The 24,268-nt window shown below is 50.9% G+C and carries 15 protein-coding genes; 9 read left to right on the top strand and 6 right to left on the bottom strand.

The genetic code is table 11. The features are described 5' to 3' along the window. Positions 1-31: 31 nt before the first annotated feature. From FYJ64_RS05485 to FYJ64_RS05450, 8 genes are all read left to right on the top strand, one after another. On the top strand, positions 32-3,475 hold the full coding sequence (locus tag FYJ64_RS05485) for a pyruvate carboxylase (protein ID WP_154574203.1): 3,444 nt from the start codon (positions 32-34) through the stop codon (positions 3,473-3,475). Between the two features lie 275 nt (positions 3,476-3,750). After that, complete coding sequence (locus tag FYJ64_RS05480) at positions 3,751-5,139, top strand: alanine/glycine:cation symporter family protein (protein ID WP_154574202.1); 1,389 nt, start codon at positions 3,751-3,753, stop codon at positions 5,137-5,139. Positions 5,140-5,402: 263 nt separating this feature from the next. Further along, positions 5,403-5,975, top strand: a complete 573-nt coding sequence (gene infC, locus FYJ64_RS05475) for a translation initiation factor IF-3 (RefSeq protein WP_276962161.1) — start codon at positions 5,403-5,405, stop codon at positions 5,973-5,975. Positions 5,976-5,999: 24 nt separating this feature from the next. Next, positions 6,000-6,200, top strand: a complete 201-nt coding sequence (rpmI, locus tag FYJ64_RS05470) for a 50S ribosomal protein L35 (protein WP_075712468.1) — start codon at positions 6,000-6,002, stop codon at positions 6,198-6,200. Positions 6,201-6,259: 59 nt separating this feature from the next. After that, positions 6,260-6,619 carry a 50S ribosomal protein L20 gene (gene rplT, locus FYJ64_RS05465; RefSeq protein WP_154574200.1) on the top strand — a complete coding sequence of 120 codons (360 nt, stop codon included), beginning with the start codon at positions 6,260-6,262 and terminating at the stop codon, positions 6,617-6,619. A gap of 429 nt (positions 6,620-7,048) precedes the next feature. Beyond that, positions 7,049-10,999 carry a DUF5722 domain-containing protein gene (locus FYJ64_RS05460; RefSeq protein WP_154574199.1) on the top strand — a complete coding sequence of 1,317 codons (3,951 nt, stop codon included), beginning with the start codon at positions 7,049-7,051 and terminating at the stop codon, positions 10,997-10,999. A gap of 82 nt (positions 11,000-11,081) precedes the next feature. Then, positions 11,082-13,295 (top strand): hypothetical protein, encoded by a 2,214-nt coding sequence (locus tag FYJ64_RS05455; protein ID WP_154574198.1) that lies wholly within the window; start codon positions 11,082-11,084, stop codon positions 13,293-13,295. Positions 13,296-13,378: 83 nt separating this feature from the next. Beyond that, positions 13,379-15,988 carry a DUF5722 domain-containing protein gene (locus FYJ64_RS05450; protein ID WP_154574197.1) on the top strand — a complete coding sequence of 870 codons (2,610 nt, stop codon included), beginning with the start codon at positions 13,379-13,381 and terminating at the stop codon, positions 15,986-15,988. 116 nt (positions 15,989-16,104) lie between these two features. Here the strand turns inward: FYJ64_RS05450 and FYJ64_RS05445 are convergent, their stop codons facing one another. From FYJ64_RS05445 to FYJ64_RS05435, 3 genes are all read right to left on the bottom strand, one after another. Continuing rightward, positions 16,105-17,331, bottom strand: a complete 1,227-nt coding sequence (locus tag FYJ64_RS05445; protein WP_154574196.1) for an aldo/keto reductase — start codon at positions 17,329-17,331, stop codon at positions 16,105-16,107. Between the two features lie 66 nt (positions 17,332-17,397). Beyond that, positions 17,398-18,225 carry an SDR family NAD(P)-dependent oxidoreductase gene (locus FYJ64_RS05440; protein WP_154574195.1) on the bottom strand — a complete coding sequence of 276 codons (828 nt, stop codon included), beginning with the start codon at positions 18,223-18,225 and terminating at the stop codon, positions 17,398-17,400. A 154-nt stretch (positions 18,226-18,379) separates the two neighbouring features. After that, positions 18,380-19,603, bottom strand: coding sequence for an MFS transporter (locus tag FYJ64_RS05435; RefSeq protein WP_154574194.1), 1,224 nt, complete (start codon positions 19,601-19,603; stop codon positions 18,380-18,382). 213 nt (positions 19,604-19,816) lie between these two features. Between FYJ64_RS05435 and FYJ64_RS05430 the strand changes: the two genes are divergently transcribed. Next, positions 19,817-21,352, top strand: coding sequence for a PucR family transcriptional regulator (locus FYJ64_RS05430; RefSeq protein ID WP_154574193.1), 1,536 nt, complete (start codon positions 19,817-19,819; stop codon positions 21,350-21,352). Between the two features lie 2 nt (positions 21,353-21,354). On the opposite strand, the gene FYJ64_RS05425 is transcribed toward FYJ64_RS05430, so the two are convergent. The 3 genes from FYJ64_RS05425 to cbiM are packed head-to-tail and all read right to left on the bottom strand — an operon-like array spanning position 21,355 to position 24,043. Beyond that, on the bottom strand, positions 21,355-22,128 hold the full coding sequence (locus tag FYJ64_RS05425; RefSeq protein WP_154574192.1) for an energy-coupling factor ABC transporter ATP-binding protein: 774 nt from the start codon (positions 22,126-22,128) through the stop codon (positions 21,355-21,357). Continuing rightward, positions 22,121-22,966: a cobalt ECF transporter T component CbiQ gene (gene cbiQ, locus FYJ64_RS05420; RefSeq protein ID WP_154574191.1), complete on the bottom strand. Its 846-nt coding sequence runs from the start codon at positions 22,964-22,966 to the stop codon at positions 22,121-22,123. The genes FYJ64_RS05425 and cbiQ overlap by 8 nt, the downstream gene beginning before the upstream one ends. Beyond that, entirely contained in the window at positions 22,967-24,043 is a 1,077-nt protein-coding gene (cbiM, locus tag FYJ64_RS05415) for a cobalt transporter CbiM (RefSeq protein WP_154574190.1), read from the bottom strand. Positions 24,044-24,268 lie beyond the last annotated feature (225 nt).

The following is a 24,268-nucleotide window of genomic DNA, read 5'->3' as shown; positions in this document are numbered from 1 at the left end:
CAGCATCTTTAGAGAACAGGAGAAACGAGAGATGAAGCAAATCAAGAGATTCAAGCGAGTACTGGTCGCCAACCGCGGTGAGATCGCGATTCGGATTTTCAGAGCCTGCAGTGAACTGGGGATCCGGACGGTCGCCATTTATTCGGAGGAGGACAACACGTCCCTTTTCCGTACCAAGGCGGACGAGTCCTATCAGCTGGGCAAGGGTAAATCACCGGTGGACGCCTATCTGGGAATCGATGAGATAATTGAAATCGCCAGAGCGAAGGGCGTAGATGCGATTCACCCGGGATACGGTTTCCTTTCGGAAAACCCCGATTTTGCTCAGGCCTGTGAGGACGCAGGCATCGAGTTCATCGGACCGACTGCGGATATGATGAATCAGCTGGGTGACAAGATCCAGTCCAAGCTGGTGGCGGAGGAAGTAGGAGTTCCGACGATTCCGGGCGTCGAGGCGGCGATCCGGAGTGAGGACGAGGCAGTGGAATTCGCTGACAAATGCGGATACCCGGTGATTCTGAAGGCGGCAGCCGGCGGCGGCGGCCGGGGAATGCGTGTGGTCCGCGAAAAGGCGGATATCATCAATGAGTACCGGACGGCGAAGAGCGAAGCGGCGAAGGCGTTCGGAAACGACGACATTTTCATCGAAAAATATCTGGAGAATCCTAAGCACATCGAGGTCCAGATTCTGGGGGACAAAGAGGGCAACATCGTGCATCTGTTCGAGCGCGACTGCTCGATTCAGAGAAGACACCAGAAGGTAGTTGAGTTCACGCCGGCGCTGTGTCTGACAGAAGATCAGAGAGCGGCAATCTGTGAGGATGCGCTGAAAATCGCAAGACATGTGAATTACCGCAGTGCCGGAACGGTGGAGTTCCTGCTGGATAAGCACGGAAATCACTATTTCATCGAGATGAACCCGAGAATTCAGGTTGAGCATACCGTGACGGAGCTTGTGACAGGCATCGACATTGTGCAGGCGCAGATTAAAATCGCACAGGGTTATACCCTGGATTCCGATGAGATCGGGATCCGCGGGCAGAGCGATGTGAACGTGCGTGGAGCGGCGATTCAGTGCAGGATCACGACCGAGGATCCTGCCAACGGATTCGCGCCGGATACGGGCACGATTGAACTGTACCGGAGCGCTTCCGGATTCGGAATCCGTCTGGACGGCGGGAACGGCTTCACCGGCTCGGTGGTCACCCCGTATTACGACAGCCTGCTGGTCAAGATTACGGCCAGCGCGCTCACCTTCGAGGATACGCGCCGGAAGGCTATTCGGGCGCTGAAGGAAACCCAGATCAAAGGAGTTAAAACCAATATCGGATTCCTGCTTAACGTGCTGAACCACCCGGACTTCATTGCGGGGAGGTGCGACACGGGCTTTATCGCGGCGAACCCGGAACTGCTGGACATCAGCACCAAGGTGGACCGCGAGCTGAAGGTGCTCAGCTACATCGGGAATATTGTGGTTAACGAGACCCACGGGAACAAGCCGGAGTTTAACGTACCGGTATTCCCGAAAATCAAGATGACTCAGATCAATCAGCTGTCCGGAACCAAGCAGCTGCTGGACAGACACGGACCGGAATTTGTGAAAAACTGGATCCTGGACCAGAAGAAACTGCTGGTCACCGACACTACGATGCGGGACGCGCAGCAGTCCCTGATGGCGACGCGGGTGAGGACCATCGATATGACCAAGATCGCTCCGGCAGTGGCTTTGTACGAGAAGGATGCGTTCTCTCTGGAGATGTGGGGCGGCGCGACCTTCGATACCGCGTACAGATTCCTGAAGGAATCGCCGTGGAAGCGGCTGGACGAGCTGCGTGAGAAGATTCCGAACATCCTGTTTCAGATGCTGATCCGCGGCGCGAACGCGGTGGGGTACAAAAACTATCCGGACAATGTCATCCGGGAGTTCGTGAAGCAGGCGGCGAAGGGCGGCATCGACGTGTTCCGCATCTTCGATTCGCTGAATTGGATTCCGGGAATGGAAATCGCATTGGACGAGGTGCTGAACCAGGGCAAGATCGCAGAGGCGACGCTGTGCTATACCGGCGACATCATGGACGCCAGCAGAGACAAATATAATCTGCAGTATTATGTTCGGATGGCAAAAGAACTTGAGAAGCGCGGAACGCACATTATCGGAATCAAGGATATGTCCGGCCTGCTGAAGCCGGAAGCGGCGTATAAACTGGTCCGCGCACTGAAGGAGGAAGTGGGCGTACCGATTCATCTTCATACCCACGACACCAGCGGAAACGGTGTTGCGACCTGTCTGCGGGCGGCGGATGCGGGAGTGGATATTATCGATGCCGCGGTAAACAGCATGTCAGGCCTCACCTCGCAGCCGGCGCTGAACTCTATCGTCGCCGCGCTGGAATTTTCCGACAGAGAGACCGGAATCGACGCGGACAGACTGCAGGAGATCTCGGATTACTGGCAGGATGTGCGGCCGGTGTATCAGCCGTTTGAGAGTGATCTGAAGACGGCTTCCGCGGAGATCTACAAATATGAGATTCCGGGCGGGCAGTACTCCAATCTGCAGTCGCAGGTGGAGAGTTTCGGACTGGGTCACAAGCTCCGTGAGGTCAAGGAGATGTACAAGCGCGTCAACGATATGCTGGGCGACATCGTCAAGGTTACTCCGTCCTCCAAGGCGGTCGGCGATATGGCGATCTTCATGGTGCAGAATGACCTGACACCGGAGAATATTATGGAGAAGGGAAAGAGCATCGACTTCCCCGATTCCATCGTCGCTTTCTTCGAGGGAATGATGGGACAGCCGGAGGGCGGTTTCCCGAAGGATCTGCAGAAACTGGTGCTGAAGGACAAGGAGCCGATTACCAAACGGCCGGGAGAACTGCTGGAGCCGGAGGATTTCGAGTACATACGCACGGGCCTGCAGAACTATTTCGGACTGGAGGGAACAGACCGTGAGGTCATCAGCTACGCCATGTATCCGAAGGTCTACGAGGAGTACCAGAAGAGTATCAAGAAGGACGGGCACTTCACCCTGATGGGCTCTGATGTGTTCTTCCATGGGCTGCGTGAGGGCGAAACCTGTGAGGTCAAGCTGGACGAAGGAAAAGAGCTGGTCATCCGTCTGACGGAGGTCAGGGATGTGGACAAAGAAGGGTTCCGGGATCTGGATTTCGAGGTCAACGGAAACCGCAGGGTCGTCCGCATCAAGGATAATCAGGTGGAGGCCGCAGTCTCCAGCTCATCAGCACGCTATGCGGATGAGGAGAACCCCATGGAGATCGGCGCAAACATCCCGGGGAACATCGTCAAGGTGCTGGTCAACGAGGGTGATACTGTGGCGGATCAGCAGCCGATCGCGGTAATCGAAGCCATGAAGATGGAGACCAATATCATTGCGAGAACCTCCGGAGAGGTGGAGAAAATCTTTATCAAGAAGGGACAGCAGGTCAAAGCCGGCCAGTTGATCGCGCTTCTGAAGTAGGGGATACGATCCGGCACGGAATAATTTCCGCTGAAATGCCTCTGAAATATACACGGAATATACACAAAAAGTGCTTCGCCGAATATTGCGGAGCGCTTTTTGTGCGCTTAAAATATAAAATATACGGTATGCTTGTATGTGAATCACAAAAAAGTCACTTAAAATAATGTGATTATTTAGAAAAGGGGTTTGCTTTGTGAAGAGTGTGTGATATAATAAGAACGTAATTATTATTCGTTATTGTCTTAGCACTTTTGCAAAGGAGGCATGAGAGTATGGTAAAGGCCCTAGACAACTTTGACGCTTTTCTATGGGGCTTGCCCCTGATTATTGTTCTGCTCGGAACACATCTGTTCTGCACCATCAGAACAGGTTTTATCCAGAAGCATACATTTAAGGGGATCAAGTTATCCGTTACGCCGGATCCGGATGGAGAAGGCGAAGTATCGCAGTTCGGTGCGCTGACGACCGCCCTTGCGGCGACAATCGGAACCGGAAACATCATCGGCGTCGCCACTGCGGTGGCGAGCGGCGGACCGGGAGCAGTCTTCTGGATGTGGATGACCGGCGTTCTAGGCATCGCGACCAAATACATGGAAACCGCGATGTCTGTCAAGTACAGAGAGCAGACGGAAGACGGACGCATGATCGGCGGCGCGTTCACTGCGCTGGAGAGAGGTCTGCACGCCAAATGGCTGGGCGTCCTGTTCGCACTGTTCGGTGCTATCGCGGCGTTCGGAATCGGCTGTATGACGCAGGCGAACTCCATTTCCACAGCCCTGAAGCAGAACTTCGGACTTCCTGAATGGGTGGCCGGAATACTGGTTGCGGTATTCACGGCGATCGTGATCATCGGCGGAGTCAAGTCCATCACGATGGTTACCGAGAAGCTGGTACCGTTTATGGCGGCGTTCTATGTAATCGGTTCCATCTGGGTCATGATTATGAACGGTCATTTCGTCGGTGAAGCGCTCGTTCTCATTATCAAATCGGCATTTTCAGTACAGGCAGGCGCCGGTGGACTGTTCGGTTACAGCGTTGCAGTCGCACTGCGTTACGGATGTGCGAGAGGCCTGTTCTCCAACGAGTCCGGCATGGGCTCCGCTCCGATCGTAGCGGCGTCGGCGAAGACCAGAAACCCTGTGAGACAGTCTCTGGTATCCATGACCGGTACCTTCTGGGATACAGTAGTCATCTGTCTGCTGACCGGACTTACGCTGGTAAGCTCCGCACTGGCGCATCCTGAATTCATCGAGGCCGGAAGCAATACTGACACGACAGTTCTGACCTTCCATGCGTTCGGACTGATTCCGGTTGTCGGACGTCCGATCATCGCCCTCTCGCTGGCACTGTTCGCATTCTCAACGATTCTCGGATGGTCCTACTACGGTGAGCGGTGTGCGGAATACCTCTGTGGACCGAAGATCATTATGCCGTATAAGATCGCGTTTGTGGTTCTGTCCTTTGTCGGCTGCGTAATCGCACTGAATACCGTTTGGACGATTGCGGATATCCTGAACGGTCTGATGGTCATCCCGAACGTTATCGGGGTGTGGCTGCTGAGCGGGCATCTGATGGATGACGTGCATAAATATGTACACAACATCGACGAGGTGGATCCGACGCCGATTCCGGTTGTGCATAAGCAGATCGCGGACTTGTAATGAGATATCGCGGTTCTGCGGCAGTTAGGTTAAATGATTGAGTAAATAAAACGGAAGAAATAATTACATTTTCAGAGGCCGCCCGGATTGTCCGGGCGGCCTCTGAATTCCTGAAAAATATTTGACAGGGACGGAAACGGATGGTATACTGTTGAAGTAATCAAGAAGAAGTTATCCGCTTCTCACCTTTCAGACGATCGTGTTTGTTGGGTAAATAGTTGAAAACAGCGTAGCTTGCGTTTTTTGAAGCGGATACAGAAGGTATCCGTTTTTTAGTAGGAGGTAGAGAAATTAGCAGAGAAAGTAGAATCAACGAAGAGATTCGTGCCAGAGAACTGAGAGTGATCGACAGCAATGGAGAAATGGTCGGAATCATGAGCCGGAGCGAGGCTTTGGAACTGGCAGAACAGCGGAAGCTGGATTTAGTGGAAATCTCACCGAACGCGAAGCCGCCTGTTGCGAAAATACTGGACTATGGAAAGTACCGCTATGAACTTCAGAAGCGGGAAAAAGAGGCCAAGAAAAAGCAGAAGACGATTCAGGTCAAGGAAATCAGACTGAGCACCTTTATCGAGGAGCATGATATTCTGGTGAAGGCGAAGACTGCCAGCAAGTTTCTGAAGGACGGGGACAAAGTCAAGGTCAGTCTCCGGTTCAGAGGACGTGAACGCGACTACGTCAACAGAGGACGTCAGGTCATGAATTCCTTTGCAGAGGCCTGTGGAGAATATGGGGTTATGGACAAAAAACCTTCCTTCGAGGGTAGAAGTCTGACCATGTTTTTGTCGCCGAAGCCTGCTGAGAAGCATAAGAAATCCAAGGATAACGAGAAATAATAATTGACATAGGAGGGTATAATTATGGCAAAATGCAAGATGAAGTCTCACAGAGGCGCGTGCAAGAGAATGAAGGTCACCGGATCCGGAAAGATCCAGAGACATAAGGCATACAAGAGTCATATTCTGACCAAGAAGACGCCGAAGAGAAAACAGGGTCTGCGTAAATCCACGGTTCTGACCTCAGCGGATCAGAAGAGAATGCTCAGATCAATGGCGAAATAGCGCATCGGAAGGATCGCGTTACTAAAGGTTGAAATATCAGTATACAGGAGGTATAGAATATGGCAAGAGTAAAGAAGGGCGTAAACGCTCACAAGAGACATAAGAAAATTCTGAAGCAGGCAAAGGGCTTCTACGGACAGAAGAGCAAGGTCTTCCGCGCGGCGAATCCCGCGGTGATGAGATCACTGCGGTCCGCATACGTCGGAAGAAAGCGCAAAAAGAGAGATTACCGGAAACTCTGGATCGCCCGGATCAACGCCGGCGCGAGAATGAACGGCATCAGCTACAGCCGTCTGATGGACGGACTGAAGAAGAGCGGAATCGAAATCAACAGAAAAATGCTCTCCGAGATGGCGATCTATGACGAGGCCGGATTCGCGAAGCTCTGTGAAACAGCGAAGACCGCTGTCGCGAAATAAATGAGCTTTTAACATCGGGAAAAGGGACGTTATTATAAAATGCGCTTATATGAACTGGATGATATCCGGTCTGATACAGGGCGTTGCGGCTGCAGTCCGGCTGCTGCGGAATTCGGCCGGGAATGTAATATGCAGTTTGTATTCTGTCAAAATCGTCCGCTAAAACAGAACTTGAATGAGGGATCAGAGTAAGTCGCATTATTCTGGTCCTTTTTGCAATTGCAGATAATCTGATAAGGTGTAATGAACTTTCGGTGAATTTAGTATTCAATATCGGATGATTCAGTTATACCAGAGGTATCAGGCCGATTTATGTGCTCGTTGCCTGAAGGATTGGGTTTCAGGGTTTAACAGATTTTCCCGGTATAGGGCAACAGTTAAATCAAAGTGCGAAGAAAGTGAAGAAAGGGAAGAAGGCGAAGAAAGGAAATGTTTAGGAAAGAAATTAGCCTCCGTGCTGAATTAAGAAAAGGAGGCATTCATACGGCTGTCATTACGTTGCTCGCGATCATCTTTGTCACGGCGGCATTCTCTTTTGTCTGCCATGACACGTATGCGGTCAGCTCAAAGGATGCGAAATCCTCCGGCATGACGGTCAGCGTGGAGAAGTCAAAAGTCAAAATCAAGATCAAACGAGTCGGAAAGAAAGGCACAGCCAAGCTTTATATGTGCCGGGCGAACCAGTACAATAAAAAGGATAAGCTTAACGGTATCAGCAAATCTGCAAAGGTCAAGGGAACGTACATCGGTAAGTACAAGATGGGATCGAACAAGACGTTTACAGTCAAACGATACAAAAAAGGTGTTGACCTGCTGTATAACAAGTACTATCTCGTGGACAAGAAAGGGAAGATTGTCAAAGGCCCGATCTATGCATCGAAAATTTATTCCCCGGTGAAGTCTGTAACCATAAAAATGGCCTCCAAGAAGGGACTCTTTATGGATGATGCTGCCGCTTTGAGTGATGCGAAGGACCTGGGTGCATCCTCGATGGCGATCAATATCAATCTGGCTGGAATTCTGTACCCGAAATATCATTCGAATGCAATTCGCTTCAAGTCAAACGGAAAAACATATTATTTCAATAAGAGTAAGATTGAACAGTATGACAATCTGATTTCAGCAAATACGCAGAATGGTCTCAATACTACGGCGACAATACTTCTGATGGACAACGGCGAGAGTAACGGAATTCCGTCTGCACTTCTGTACAGCAACCGTACGGGAGAATCTTTCGGAATGAACACATCCAATTCCTCCGGCAGAGACTACTTTATCGCATGTATGGAGTTTTTGGCATCCCGTTATTCCAGAGGTCAGGAACATGGGATGATCAATAATTATGTGATCGGAAATGAAGTGGATTTCACCGGATGCTTTATGCCGGAGAAAAAAGCAAAGGGCAAAAAGCAAACGGCTCGCTTCAACGAATATATGGAGGAGTATGCGAGAGCGCTTCGCCTTTCGAATGCGGCAGTAAAAAAATATGCGGGGGATGCGAAGGTTCATATCTCCATTACACATAACTGGGCAGCTCCGGGAAATGAAGCTGTAGGCGGAACTGCCTATGCACCGAAGGCAATGCTGGAATGGCTGGCGAAGTATTCGAACCGGAGAGGCGGCTATGACTGGGGTATCACGCCGCATATATACGGATTCAACCTGCCGGCATCGGATGTCGGCTATAACGATACGGGAATGAATCCGATGTACCCGAATGTTAAAGTCGGCGGAAATTACAATTCGTCAAAATGGCTCACTATTTCGAACTTCGAAATCCTGCAGAAATACCTGGAACAGAATAAAATGCGCTATGGTACAAAAGTCCGTGACGTGATTCTGCAGGAAACCGGTGTGTCCTCGGAGAAGAATACAGAAGCCGATAAGTATCGGCAGGCTGCATATATTGCACAGCTTTATTACAAAGCGGCGCATATGAACTGCGTCAGCAGTCTGATGTATTTCCGGCTGCATGATACGAAGGAACTTGAAAAGGCCAATGCGAACTTCGGTCTGATCGGAATGGATGGAAAGAAGAAGCCGGCATATACTTTGTGGAAGTACATTGATACGGATAAGAGTTTTGACTATTCAAACCGGTATCTTGGATATATTCAGTTCCAGAAGGGCGGAAAGGTATACAAGAAGGCCAACGGCAACATCAGCACCTGGAAGGATGCGATGAAGGTCGTCGATTCCACATTCAACTGGGATACGCAGTGGAGCACAGGAAAGATTGAAAAACGGAAAACTGGCAAGGTCGAACGGTCTCTTTCTGTAAGTGCAGATTCTTATGATGCAAACGATTCGATCAGGGTAACGGCTGCCGGGGCATCCAGCGATATTGTGGGACTCTACAAAGCAGGAGATGATCCGGAATCGAAAGCACCGATCTTCTGGTACTATGTCGGAAATACGAATAACGGAATCAGTCACACTTCCGGGAAGACCTATGATGTTCGCGCCGCCGGGCAGATCAGCGATTCACGCTATGATGAAGCGACGCTGACCGCCGGTAAATACAAGATTGCGCTGCTTTCAGACGGTACTGATGTGGTCTCGAGCCGGGACATTACCATCACCGGAAGCATTGATACAGCGAAGGAATCGGTCAAAACGAACAAGACCAGCTACCATGTCGGAGAAAACATCATCGCAACAGCAACCGGAGAGGGAGCGTACTGGGTCGGCATATATAATGAAGATGACACCTATGGTACGGGAAGCGGAACGACGACTTCAATCTACTGGTATTATGTAAACGATAAGGACAGTGGAAAGAAAGCCGGTGTTCCGGTCATTCTCCAGAATACAAACTATAACCGGACTGACAGGGTTCCTACACATGAGATCCCGGCAGGAAAATACAAGGTTATTCTGTTCAGGGGCTCTGGGTATGATGAAGTAGCGTCGACTAAGATCTCCGTTGGAGAATCAGCTCCGGACACGTTGAAATCGATTCACTATTCGCAGGATAACACCTCGGACGGTTATGCGAATGGCACAGTTACAATAACAAAAGATGCTGCGAACGAAACTGCGACAGACTGCGTGATGTACTGGGCAGGTGCAGATGGCAACCCGCTGGCCGGATACGATGCACTGGCGAAATTCAGGCTGACAGGCGATACGACCACATTCCACATGTACGAGCATACGATTATTCCGGAGGGTGCGAAGAAACTGATCGCTTATGCGGCAAACGGAAAAAAACTGTCTTCCAAAGCGGTTTCAGTTGATCTTCCGGAAGGCAGCAGCTATCAGCTCGGTTCACCGATCATGGAATTCCAGATCGTGAGTGACGTCCATATCACAAATGACAGCTCGCTGCAATACTATGATAAGTACAATAACGAGCACTTCACGGAAATGCTGAACGATGTGAAGAAAAACAGTCCGAACAGCCGTGCGATTGTGATCAACGGAGATATGGCGAATAACGGAAGAAAAGATCAGTTCTACAAGATGAAATCCTTGTACGACTCCGCCGGCGTTACGCCGAAACTCCACATTGCTATCGGAAACCACGACTGGATGGCTGGGAACCCGAACAATCAGTTCCAGGATTTTGTGCACCTGTTCAATCCGTCGGTATCAACGCCGAAGAATGTCTATTATGACGAGTGGATTAACGGATATCACTTTATTTATCTGGGTGGTGAAAAGGAAGGTCTGCACGCGCAGATGTCCGATGCGCAACTGAAGTGGTTCGACGAAAAAATGAAGGAAGACACTGAAAAAGATCCGAACAGACCTGTATTCGTATTCCTGCATCAGTCCATGAAAAACACCGTAGCGGGAAGTTTCAGCGGACAGGGCTGGGATGGCGTGGACAACACAGAATCGTTCCAGCAGATCCTGAAAAAATACGGACAGATCATCCTGTACAACGGACACAGCCACTGGGAGCTGAATTCAATCGGATGTATGTTCAGCGGCAGTACGAATGCGCCGGTTGCATTCAATACCGCCTCGGTCGGATATCTCTGGACAAGCTACAATGAGACAGCCGGGGAGTACACCGAGGGATCGAACGGATATTATATCCGCGTATATAATGATAAGATCGCGGTGCTGGGCCGTGACTTTGTGAACGGCAAATGGATCCCGTCTGCAATGTTCATTGTAGAAAAAGATCCGATTACCGTATCAAAGACATCTGTCAGGCTGAAGAAGACATCAAAGGCATACAGCCTGAATGCAAAGTCTGCATCAAATGCGGCATTGTCCTATGTTTCCTCAGACGCCTCGATCGCGACGGTCAGCAGCTCTGGAAAAGTGACGCCTAAGAAGGCGGGAACAGCTGTCATCACGATCACCTCGGACGGAAGCGGAACGAAGACGATGAACCGAAAAGACGTGAAAGTAACCGTTAAATAAATCTTCAGACACACGTTTAGACGATATGTGGCGCCTGCACTGCCGCAAGCGCTGCATATCATGATATAAGGAGGGACAAGAAATGGTAACAGCACGCAAGAGAAAGTCTGTCAGATGGCTTATTGCGCTCCTGTGTATTACCGTATTTGCGGCATTTGCGCCGGGATCGGTCTATGCAGACAGCGAATACAGCGTAACGACGGACAAAGACGAGTACACGGTCGGCGAAGCGATCAATGTCACTTCGGTCGGTCCGAGTGGTTCCTGGGTCGGTATTTACGGCGTGGACGAGGGAGATTACCTGGATGGTACGCAGGCGTCATACTGGTATATCGATGGAAATAAAACCGCGGACATCACCAAAGGAACAACGGGTGCGGGAAGACCGAAATCGCTGACTCAGTTGAAGCCGGGAAAGTACAAGATTGTTCTTCTCACCGGAGCTCAGCCGCCGTACACGCAGTACGCCGAAAAAACTATTACTGTAAAGGCGGACAGCCGTTACAGTGTAACGACGGACAAAGACGAGTACACGGTCGGCGAAGCGATCAATGTCACTTCGGTCGGTCCGAGCGGTTCCTGGGTCGGTATTTACGGCGTGGACGAGGGAGATTACCTGGATGGTACGCAGGCGTCATACTGGTGGATCGATGGAAATAAAACCGCGGACATCACCAAAGGAACAACGGGTACGGGAAGACCGAAATCGCTGACTCAGCTTATGCCGGGCAAATATATCATTTCTCTTCAGACCGGAGCTCAGCCGCCGTACACAGAGTACGCAACGAAGGACATTACGGTGAAAGCGGATGCCGGCTACGATCTGACCGTTGAGAATGAAAAAATCAATGACGGTGAAGCATTGAACATCAAGGCTTCTGTTCCGGACAGCGATACGGAAGCATGGGTTGGTCTGTATAAGAAGGGTGATAATGTTATTAACAAAGATACATCTGCAACATTTGCAATGATTAATTCAGACCGCAAGGGAACCTTCAATCTGCTGAAGGATAACGATACTAAGGATCGTACGGTTCCGGCGGGCGAGTACAAGCTGGTACTGATCAAAAGTGGCAGTGGAAATCCGTATATCATCGAGAAGAGCTTTGATGTGAGCATCAAGAAGGTCATCAACAAGGATGACTATAAGCTTTCGGTTGATAACACGAAGTCCTATGCGTCGTGCGGTAAGCTTCCGGTAACGGCGTCCGCTCCGAAAGATTCCGGAGCGTGGGTCGCAATCTACAAGCAGTCGGATGAGAACACGAACCATTCGAAGGGCGGCAAAGAGTCCTATTTCTGGTACTATGTAGACGGTTCCGATGATGTCGATAAAACGACAGGCTACTGGAAGGATCCTGCCGACAAGACGACACTTTCCTGGGAAAACGGTAAAGAGGTCGATCTTCTTCATGCGGTATCCAATAACCGGGAAAACAAGGACTGGAAGAATCGTCTGGACGAGGGAGCATATAAGATCATCCTTTACGGAGACGCAGGATATGATTATCCGATTCAGACGATCGAAAATGTCAAGATCACCGGACATGAGTGGGAGCTGACAAAAACGGAGAGTGAACCGACCTGTACAGACAAGGGTTCCGGTACATACACCTGTAAATTATGCGGTGAAACGAAGCAGGATTTCATCCCGGCACTCGGTCATAAGCTTGACGGAAAGACAATTGTAAGCAAGAAAGCCACTGATAAAGAGGACGGCGAGTATGCGGAGACCTGCACAGTGTGCCACAAGCATGTTGTGACCGGCAAGATCGCAAAGATTGCGTCCGTTAAGACTTCAAAATCCGCCTATGCATACACAGGAAAGACCATTAAGCCGATCGTGGAAGTAATAGATGCGGACGGCAAGACTATCGTCGAGAATGATCACTATCTGGTGACTCGTGCTAAATCGAGCAAGAACATCGGTTACTATACACTGACTGTGAAATTCCAGAATGAATATGACGGAACGAAGAAGCTGACCTATACGATCAACCCGAAGAAGACTTCGCTGAAATCGGTCAAGGCCGGCAAAAAGACGCTGAAAGCGTCTTGGAAAAAGGATTCCAAAGTCAGCGGATATCAGGTTCGCTACTCTGCGAAGAAGTCGATGAAGAGTGCGAAGGTCAAGACGATCAAGAGCTATAAGACAACATCCTATAAGTTCTCGAAAGTCAAGAAGGGGAAAAAGTATGTACAGGTACGCTCCTACAAGACGGTAAAGAACATCTCGGGTAAAAAGGTGAAACTTTACGGATCGTGGAGTTCTGTGAAGAGCGCTAAGGTGAGATAAGAATTTCGGCATAAACCGCTCAAAAAGCCGCTGCAGCGGAAAACTGCGGCGGCTTTTTCTCAGATATTAAAGGGGAGAAAATGATGAGAAAATTACAAGAAACAGGTTGCAGATCAGCACGGATCATCAGACTGAGTCCTGTCCTGATAGTGCTGATCGGTATGCTCTGCCTGGGAATGTTCCGACCGGTATATGCCGATTCCGGAAATATGAAGGTTGCTGTTAGATCAGATCAGATTACAATTACCCTTTCTGATATTGGTGACAGCGGCACAGCGCAGGTATACGCAGCATCAGCAAATGAGTATGCAGAGGGTGATTCGATTCACGGAATCAGCACGATACGCGGGAATGGCGATCTTATCGGTACATATTCCTGCGGAGGCAGCAAAACGCTGACGATCGACAGATACAACGAGAAAAGCGAAGACCGTCTGTACGATAAATATTATGTCATACAGGACAAAAAAATTCTTGCGGGGCCGGTCTATGCAACCGATATTCAATCAAAGAAAAATCGGATTCGTGTTGAAACGACGAGTAAAAAAGGCATCCTTCTGGAAGGAGACGACCCGGTCACTCCGGCAAAGGATCTGGGTGCACAGCAGGCAGCTTTGAATATTGATGTAACCGAACTCCTGTATGCGAACGAAGACAAAAACGGGAAACCTGTCGACGAACGGGAGCACGGCGGAATCGCATTTCGTTCCAACGGGAAAACATATTTCTTTAATAAAAAACGCGTTGACTATTACGACAAGGCCATATCTGAAGCGACCGCTGCCGGGATTAACGTTACCGCCATTATGGTTGCAATGCCGAATTCAGATTACTCATCCCATCCGGTGTCCCTGACTTACGGAGACGGAGCGCTGACCCCTGTCATGGGATTCAACACATCAAACCGGAAGGGGCTCGGGTATTTCGAGGCCGTCATGGAATTTCTGGCTTCGCGTTATTCGAACACCGGACATGGAGTGATATCCAGCTATGTAATCGGGAATGAAATTGATCATCCGTACAATTATTGGAAGGTCTCAAAGAACACTGCGAAGTATAAAAGCGGTGCATGGAAGGGCAAATGGATCGAAAAGAGAGAATCCCTGGACACCTTTATGGAAGAGTATACCAGAGCGCTTCGCATTGCCAACCTGGCTGTTAAAAAATATGCTGCGGATGCAGCCGTGCTCGTTTCGCTGACACATGACTGGGCGTACAATGAACAATCTGTACGGCATAATTATTCTCCGCTGATTCGTAATACATACGCTCCGAAAGCCGTTCTCAGCTGGATTGAGAAACGGGAATCCGCCCGTGGAGATTACGACTGGGGAGTTGCGCAGCATAACTACAGCGGCAGCCTTCCGGCTACGGATATAGGTATGGTCGATACCGGGGCCGATTCGACGCATCCGTACTTTAAAATTACAGGGGATTACAACACGTCCCAGTTCATAACAGTATTGAACCTTGAAGTACTTCAGAAATATCTGTCACAGGCAGATATGATGTATGACGGCAAACCGAGAGGCATCTATCTGACAGAGACCGGCGTATCCTCAGGAGACTGCTCTGAGGTCGGCCAAAAACGGCAGGCCGCATACATTGCGCAGCTATACTACCGCTGTGCGAACCTGGATGCAGTTAAGGCACTTTGTTACTACCGCCTTGTAGATCATGAAGCGGAAACGAAGAACAATGCGTCGTTCGGACTGATCGACAGCAACGGAGACAAGAAACTGGCTTATGATATGTATAAGCATATTGATTCGAAAGACAGTTTCGTGTATTCTAACCCGTATTTGCCATATATTTCCTTTATGAAGGGCGGCAAGGTTCATTCAGTCGCAAAGGGAAATATCTCGTCGTATAAGGATGCTATGGCCGTTACCGACGGATTCGACTGGGATGCCGCATGGAATCTGAAAAAGATTGAATCTGCGCCGCTGAAGAGCGATCGGTCCGACGGAACCGATTATGAATACGAACTGAAATACGAATACAAGTATGATAAATCGACTCGCAGGCATGATGTGATCGATAAAGATACAGGAAAAATCATTGAGACTGAAGACTGTGCGTTCGACTCCGGTAACGTCACGAAGCAGGCGACAAGGACAAAAAACGGCGTGCTGACCTATACATGTGAAATTTGTGGAGGAAGTTATAAAGAAACGATCCCGAAACTGACAACTGTGTCACCTGTCAAAGATTATATTTATGAAGGAGTCGAGATCATACCGCAGATCAAGGTGAAAGACTCGAACAAGAAGAACGTATCGAGAGATCAGTATCTTGTTACAACACTCTCCGGCTCCGTCGGTATCTATACTGTAAAACTTGATTTTAACGGCAGATATAAGTACCGCACTTCCTTTAAGGTTACGATTCATCCGGTGGGAACCAAACTGAAAAAACTCAAGGCGAGCAAGAAAAAAGTCACAGTTTACTGGTATGCACAGCCGACACAGATCTCCGGATACCAGCTTCAGATCGCGGCAAAGAAATCGTTCAGGAAAGCGAAAACGTATACGGTGAAGAGAAAAACCGGGATAAAAGCCGGAGCCAAACTGTTGAAAACGCTGAAGGCGAAGAAGGGAAAGTACTATGTCCGGGTTCGCACATATAAAAAAGTCAAGGGGACTAAGATTTATTCCTCCTGGAGTAAAGCGAAAAGTACAAAGATCCGATAAAACAAACCCCCATTTTCTCCCGATAATACCAGATTCGCATTAAGCGAATCGAGGGAGTGTGAAATAATTTATTTTTTCGCACTCCCTTTTATAATAAGTTCTTTGGTGAGTTTTTTTTATTCCGGCTTCCCCATTTCATCGGTTTTGTCAGTCAGCATGGAATCGGGGTTATGTGAGTAGAGCTCGCCGGCGATTTTCTCCTTCAGCAGATTCGCGATATCCAGGTGCTGCGGACAGACCTTCTCGCATTTGCCGCAGGCGACGCATTTATCTGCACCGGCGCGCCGTTCCTTCATGAAACCGTAAGTGATGGCCGGTGTGCAGACATCGTTGTAGTCGGAGCTTTCCGTCATCCGGTAATAGTCGTTGAACAGCTGGAAATAGTCGCCGGAGGGGATGTCGAAGGGGCATGCTTCCTCACAGTATTTGCAGTTGGTGCAGGGAATGGCGGTTTTGCTGTTGATGATGTCTGTAACCTGATCGAGGATCTTGTATTCCTCATCGTTCAGCGGCTGGAAGTTGTCGAAGGTCTTCATGTTGTCTTCCAGGAATTCCATTCTCGGCATACCGACAGAAACGACCCGGACTCCCGGCAGGGAACCGACAAATCGATATGCCCATGAGGCGATGGAAGCGTCAGGATTGTAGTCCTTCATCAGCTTTACTGCCTCTTCGGGCGGATTCGCCAGTGTGCCGCCCTTGCAGGGCTCCATGACCACGATGGGCTTTCCGTGCCGGACGGCAGTTTCATACAGTTCCCGGGAGCGTATCGCAGGAGAATCCCAGTCCAGATAATTGATCTGCAGCATTACGAAATCCACTTCGGGATGTTCCGTCAGAATCCGGTCGAGGAATTCCGGGGTCTCGTGGAGCGACAGCCCGAATTCGCGGTATTTTCCTTCTTCTCTCTTTTTGACGAGGAAGTCAAAGAGTCCTTCCTTCGTCCATTTGTCATAGGTTTCCGAGCTGATGGCGTGGATCAGATAGAAGTCAAAGTAGTCCACGTGACATTTTTTCAGCTGTTCCTCAAAGATCGGCTCCATTTCCGACCCGTCCTTCATGAACTTGACCGGCATCTTATCCGAGAGAATGAAGGATTCTCTCGGATATCTGTCGGCTACACAATGGCCGATGGCCCGTTCGGAATTACCGTTATGGTAAAACCAGGAGGTGTCAAAGTAGTTATATCCGTTCGCCATGCCGCGATCCACGATTTTCTGCCATGCGGCCTCATCCACATTGGAATCGTCCCGAAATCCCGGAGCGACAAAACCGGCCTCCACAATCGGGAGACGCAGGCAGCCGTAGGCGAGGCGTTTCCCAAAATCAATTTCCTTTTTCATCAGAAAGTCCTCCGAATTATTCTTTGTTAGCGAAATATGATCAGTCTGTGTGTGCTCTGTCACCGATTAAAGATCACTGCGCCCGACGCCGGCGTGAGCGATGGATGACTGTCCGAAGGCGTAGACATATCCCGCGCCGCCTGCGACATACATGCACAGACCGGTGACATACTGCGAAAGATCAGATGCGAAGAACAGAGCGGGCCCGGCGATGTCCTCTGCGGTTCCGGTGCGTCCCAGCGGAATCTCCACGTCTGCGATTCCCTTCAGAATCGCCTTCCGCTCCGGCCCGTCCTCCATCAGCTCGTCCCAGAAGGCGGTGACGATGGGGCCCGGCTTGATGCAGTTCACACGGATGCCGAACTTCGCCAGATCCATGGCCAGGTTGACGCAGAGAGATTCACAGGCACCCTTCGCCATATGATATTCATAGGCCGGTGCGGTGGGGTTGAAGGCTCCGTTTGAGGAACAAATGATGATTTTGCCGCTGTGCGCCTTTTTCATATACGGAACGACAGCAAAACAGCTGTAATACATGCCCCACTGATTCACAGCAGTGGTCTTTTCCAGCACCTCCTGCTGGCTCAGATTCGGATCTCCGTCGAAGGTTCCGCCCGCGTATGCGGCGAGAATGTCGATGCGTCCGAATTCGTCATAAGTCATTTCTGCGATCTTCTCGACCTGCGCCCGGTCAGAAACGTCCATTTTCTGATAAAATCTGGCAACGCCGCCCTCGTCGGTGATATCCTTTACGACTTTATTCGCGTTTGCTTCGTTGAAATCGGCAATGACGACCTTAGCTCCTTCCCGTGCAAAGAGTTTCGCGGTGGCTTCTCCCATTCCGGAGCCTCCTCCTGTAACGATAGCGACCTGATCCTTCAGCATATCCTTCATAATGTAAACCTCCTTGTTATGTGTTAAATACGATAAATATTGAAAAATAATGTCTGCTTATTGTGCCCCTGCCGGATCCGGCGGGCGCTGACGGCGCTCTTTCGGCAGCGCCTCGGCGCGAGAGCCAATTGCAGAGCGCGTCGGCAGATACCGGTCAGTGTGAGTTTTGTGCCTGCTCCTGCTGCAGCTTCCCCTTCGGTCCCAGTTCCGGAACCAGAAGACCGCCGGTCACGAATCCGATGACGCAGAGCACCCCGAAGGTGATGAAAATCGCGTTGTAATTTGTGGCGAAGATGTTCGCGATCACGATGGGGAATACAAAGGTGATGGCACCCTTGATGGCTTCCAGCGCACCCCCGGCGCTCCCGATTGCCTCCACGGGAAACTGTCCGGTAAGAGGGATGAGGGCGGTTCTGCCCATGGTCAGTCCGACAGTGCCTCCCATCAGAAGTCCGCCGATGACCAGCCAGCACCATGTTGCGGCGCCCAGAGGCGAGAACCAGCTCATCAGATAACCGACAGCGCCCCCGATAAAGCAGATCAGAGTGACGATATTGTAGCGCTTGATCACACTCATCAGGAAGGTTCCCAGATATCCGCCGACCAGCAGTGACAGATTCAGCACGGTGCCGATGAGAGCGGCCTGTCCGGGGTTCATTCCCTTTCCGACAAAAGCGTTGATGCAGTAGGAATTGATCAGCAGTGTGGAGCCGACTGCACAGGAAGCGGCGATGGCCATGAGCCAGAGCGTCCGGCTCTTCCAGACCATGGCGGAACTTCCTTTGGGCGGCTGCGCGCCCTGTACGGCGATTGGGCCGTCCTTCCCGGCGATAAGCCAATAGATAAACAGAACAGTGTAGGCGATGGCGATTAAAAGAAGCGAGCCTTTCAGTCCGAGAGCCGCGCCGATAATGAACGCCCCCGCAGAACCGAAGCCGGCTCCGGCGGCCTGAAACGAATAAGCGACGGAAACCGTCTGCGGCGTAAACCAGGTGGCCAGAACTTTAGATGCTGCCACCTGACAGACTCCGACGAAGAAGGACGCCAGGAAGGTCAGAACGATAGCGAGTGCGTAGCTGGTAACCAGCACCCTCACGAAGAACAGAACCGCTCCGACAAGAAGTCCGAAAAGAATGGTTTTTCTGGAGCCCCGTTTGTCGAGAATCGGCCCGAAGATAAATCCGGCGAACAGACCGACGACAGAGGTGACGGACGACAGTGTCGTCAGACCCGCCTGTGAAATGCCGTACTGCCGCATCGTATCCGCGGCGCATGCGGGGTAGACGATCAGATTGAACGTCATCGTGACCATGAACAGTGTAAAAAATATTACGATTGCCCAGGCCTTTCCGCCCGCTCCTTTGTTTGTGCTACTCATAATTTGTACCTCCTCATACAGCAACTACAGTTACCTGAAAGTCTTCGTGACTTCAGGAGAAGAATTCAATGTGTGGCCAGTAACTTTGAATACCCTGTGCGTATGTATTTGTTTTAATACAAGAATTGTAGCACTGTTGCTTTTTACGATGAATGGTCATATAATTAGAAAAAGTTATAATTTTTTCTCACGATATGACGAAAGGATGTTTTTTTGAGCGTACATCTGGCTGTGATAAAAGACGAGCTGAACGGGTTTGCCCCGGAATATATAGAGATGATTCCGGATGCTGCCGGAACGAGGGGGATCCGCTGGTGGAAGCCGGGAGACGGGGCCGGCGATCCTCGATATCTGTACATCGCGGAGGACGAGAATTTGCTGGAGGAGGCAGAAGAGATTCCGGGGAATCTTATTTTTTGTTCAGAGAAGACAAAGAATGAGCTGGGGAGGGCGCTCTACGCCAATATGCTTGTGCTGCGAAAAAATATTTCCGTCGACCGGATATTTCCCGCCGTGGCGCGTATCTGTGAGGAATATTCCGCCTGGGACTCGGATCTGTGTACCGAGGTGATGGAGGAGCGTAGCCTGGATGACTTTATGGCCATTGCGATTCAGAAACTGAAAAATCCGATCGGCATCTATGACGCAGCCCAGGCGCTGATCTATCATTCATCCATTACCCCGGAGGAAGCCAGAGGGACAATATGGGAGGAATCACTGGCACAGGAATATCCGACGGTCAGTTTTTTCAGCCGCTCTGAAATCGAGTGGGTCAACCGGAAATTCATGTCCGGGGACAAACCGGTGCTGATGAATCCCCGACGGGATCCGGAACATTGTTATCTGATGGGCGCGATACGGGCGGACGGGCGGCAGATCGGTTCAATCGGAATGGTGGATCTGCGGGAGCCGATCACTCAGGGACAGCTGGAACTCTGCCATCGCATCGGACAGCTACTGAATTATATTTTCAAGTTCAGAACCCACGCCTATTCCAACGAGGAGGATGTCTTTTATGCGCTGCAGCTGATTGCCGGGAAGAGCAATGACACCAGGACTGTGGAGCAGCATCTGGCGCGTCTGGGGTGGACGACAAAGGATGATTACTACATGGCGGCTTTCCGGTTTTCCGACGGATTTACGATTTCCCGCGAGGGGCATTCCTATCACCGGAGGATCCAGAAGAAATATCCGAAGGCGCTGATTTTCTATTATAACGATTACATCATTACCGTTATGAGGAAAAAAGACTGTGATCTGCTGGAGCCCGGAGAGCGCGGGGAACTGGAGAATTTCTGTCTGGGAAGCCGGATGTACTGCGGCGTCAGCAACTGTTTCCATGATTTTATGGATCTGGGGACGTATTTTGTACAGTGCAGCAATGCGCTGCATTATGCGGAGCTCGACGCGGATGAGAAGCGATGCGTCGCCTTTACCGAAAAATATATGGAATTTCTTCTGGATGAATTAAAAAAGACGGGGGAACTGCGTTCTCTCTGCGATCCGGGCATTCTGGCGCTGAGTCAGAGCGACCGCAACAATCGGGAGGAACTGCTGGAAAGTATCCGGATGTATCTCGTCAACGGCCGCAGTGTGGCGTCGACGGCCCGGGAGATGTTTATCCATCGCAATACGCTGACCTATCGCCTTCAGACTGCGGAGAACTTTCTGGGAGTGCATCTGGACGACCTGAACGAAAATGAAATTGTTCAGATGCTGCTCTCCTGTATCATCGTCAGAGGAAAATAACGTTATTCAAAATCCCAGGGATGGGTATGGAAATGCTCGTCCACCAGATTGACCTTCCGCAGGAGCGCAGTGTCTTCCAGGAGCTCGCGTACCGGTTTGTCCGCGCGAAGCGTGTGATCCTCCGCGAACAGAATCGCACGGTCGGCGACGTGGGGAACAAGTTCAAGATTATGGGTGGCGAAGATCAGAGTTTTTCCCTGATTCCGCAGATCTTTCAGAAGCTTCAGGAGCCAGGTCTGGGAGCGGGGATCCAGATCGTTGGTGGGTTCGTCCAGGATGAGAACATCAGGATCAAGAATCAGAGTGCTGGCGATGGCGACCTTTTTCTTCTCTCCTCCGCTGAGGTGGTAGGGAGCCTTGTCCAGGAGCTTTTCAATATCAAGGGAACGGGCCAGAGAGGTTACCCGATCCATGATCTCTTCCCGCGGAAGTCCGGTCTGAAGAGGTCCGAAGGCGATTTCATCCAGGACGCTGCCGCAGAACAGTTGGACGTCGGAGTCCTGAAAAACGTAGCCGACCCGGAGATGGTAAGCAGCGGCGTCTTTTTTTGTGATCGACCGCCAGTCGATCATGCTTCCGTAAAAATAAAAACTACCTTCCTGAGGAATCAGCAGCCCGCCTAGAATTCTGAGCAGTGTGGACTTTCCGCAGCCGTTCGCACCGAGAATGCAGAGGCTCTCGCCGCTGCGTATCCGCAGCGTCAGACCTCGAAGAACCGGCTCGGAGACGGGATAGGAGAAGGTGATGTCCTTCAGTTCAAACGCATATTTATCCAAAGATGAAACCTCCTACTGTTAGAATCATCAATATTATAATATTAATGAGGAGAAATAGCCAGTCCGCAGCCTGTATTTTCAGACAGCGCATCGTCCGGGGCGTACCGTCGTAGCCTCGCAGGACCATGGCGTCGTAGATGTTTTCGCTGAATGAATGAACACTGACGAAAATCCGCCCGAAGCTGTTCCCCATATACTGCCGCCCTGAACGTGCGGATATCCGGCCGACTGTCCGGAGATACCGTGCCTGCATCATGGAACTTCCGGTTTCTGCGATTAAAAAGATATAACGGTAGGCCATGTTCAGCACGGAAATGAAAAGCGACGGAAGATGCAGCGCCCGCAGACCTGCCATAAGGTCCGTCCAGCGCGTGGTCATCAGAAGAAGAAAAGCGAAGGCCAGGGAATCACCTGTTCGGAGCCCGATCCGGCACGCCATCTGAAGTCCGGCGGCGGTGAAATAAAATGTTTCATTTCCGATCAGAGGAGTTCCGTGTGTCAGAAGGCTTGAGGCGCCGGGCAGCGAGCAGAGAAAGAGCAGTGCGGGAAGATACAGCCAGGTTCGGCGGAGATAACTGCTCATGGGAAGACCGGAGGCAGCGGCGTACAGCGCCGCGACGATTCCGAGGGCGAGAAGAATCACAAGACTTGTGGTGAAATTCCCGTAGATAATGAAGGCGAGAACAACAATAACCTTGATCCGGGGATCAAGGCTCTGCAGCATTTTTCCGTTTCTGGAATAATAGTCGTTGTACAGCTCGTTCTCAAAAAGCGCTGCGAAACGGTCCAGCGTATGAGCGAGGAATCCCGTTCCGCAGACATTTACGGATTTTCGCATTTACTGCTCCCTTCTGCCGGATTTCTTCATGAAGACAGACAGAGCGAGGATCAGCAGCGTGATGAGCAGAATCCCGATTACAGCCGAGAGAATATACCCTCCGGTTTCGCCGAGTCCCGCAACAGAGTAATCCGGTATAGCTGCGGTCCACCATTCCGCGGCGGCGGCGAATCCCTTCGGCACGTATCCGGCAAGGGATTTCAGTTCATCTGCGCCCCATTCACCCCAGGCGGTTGCACCGGTCAGAAGCCCCAGCGGTGTCAGAAGAACGAGTACGCCGAGAGGAATCAGAAGTTTTTTGTAACGCCGCAGGAAAGGCTCTGTCTGCGTTTCCGGCTGAGCTGCCGGCACGGTTCCCGGCTGCGTTTCTGACGCTGCTCCCGGATTCGCCGGTAAAAGCGTCTGGTTACGCAGAAAGATCTGCGGCGCGGCTTTCCGGATATACGCAACTGCAGCGGCTGTGACCGCGCCCTCGAGAACGCCCGCAACAAGAAGGTGCGGCAGCATCATCGCGGGGATCGAGACAGAGAGCGGATATGGACAGTACAGCGCACTTCCGTCCGAGGCGCGGAAAAGCAGAGGCTGTATGCCGAACTCGACGGCGGCACAGAACGCCGCCAGGTTAATGCCGATATAGCCGGCGATCGCCGCACCGAGAATACTGCGGCTGCTCCCGATTTTGTTCCGGCCCTCAATGAGCCGGTAAACGCCGTATCCCGCAAACGGCATGATTACAGCCATATTCAGGCAGTTCATCCCGAAGGCGAGAATCCCTCCGTCACCGAAAATCAGCGCCTGTATCAGCAGGGCGCAGGACACAGCGATTACGGCGGCCCACGGTCCCAGCAGGACAGCCACCAGAACCGCTCCTACCGCGTGGGCCGAGCTTCCGCCGATCACCGGTACGTTCATCATCATTACAGTAAAGGAAAAAGCGGCTCCGAGAGCCAGTGTCGGCAGGTTCTTTTCACCGACTTCTTTTTTGACCTTCCGTGCGGCGATTCCCCACATCGGAACCATCGCCGCCAGCGCCGGAATCGTCGTCTGCGGCGCCATATATCCGTCAGGAATATGCATATTGCTTACCTCCTACAAAAAAACCACCAAGGGTACTGTATCGTAAAATCCGCGGATTGTCCGCGTTGAGCAGCCCTTCGTGGGTGTCTTTCGGTCTTCGTGACCTCTGTTTCACATATTTTAGCAGTGACAGCAGGTCAAGTCAATAGGGCAGAGCGTTGCAATTACGCATATTTTGTTGCAAATCCGCGGCACCGGAGACTGCTGCCGAAATAACTTGATTTT

Source organism: Hornefia butyriciproducens (assembly GCF_009695915.1).
GTDB lineage: Bacteria > Bacillota > Clostridia > Peptostreptococcales > Anaerovoracaceae > Aminicella > Aminicella butyriciproducens.
The sequence above is the reverse complement of the archived record's forward strand: the minus strand, read 5'-3'. Positions and strand labels throughout refer to the sequence as shown.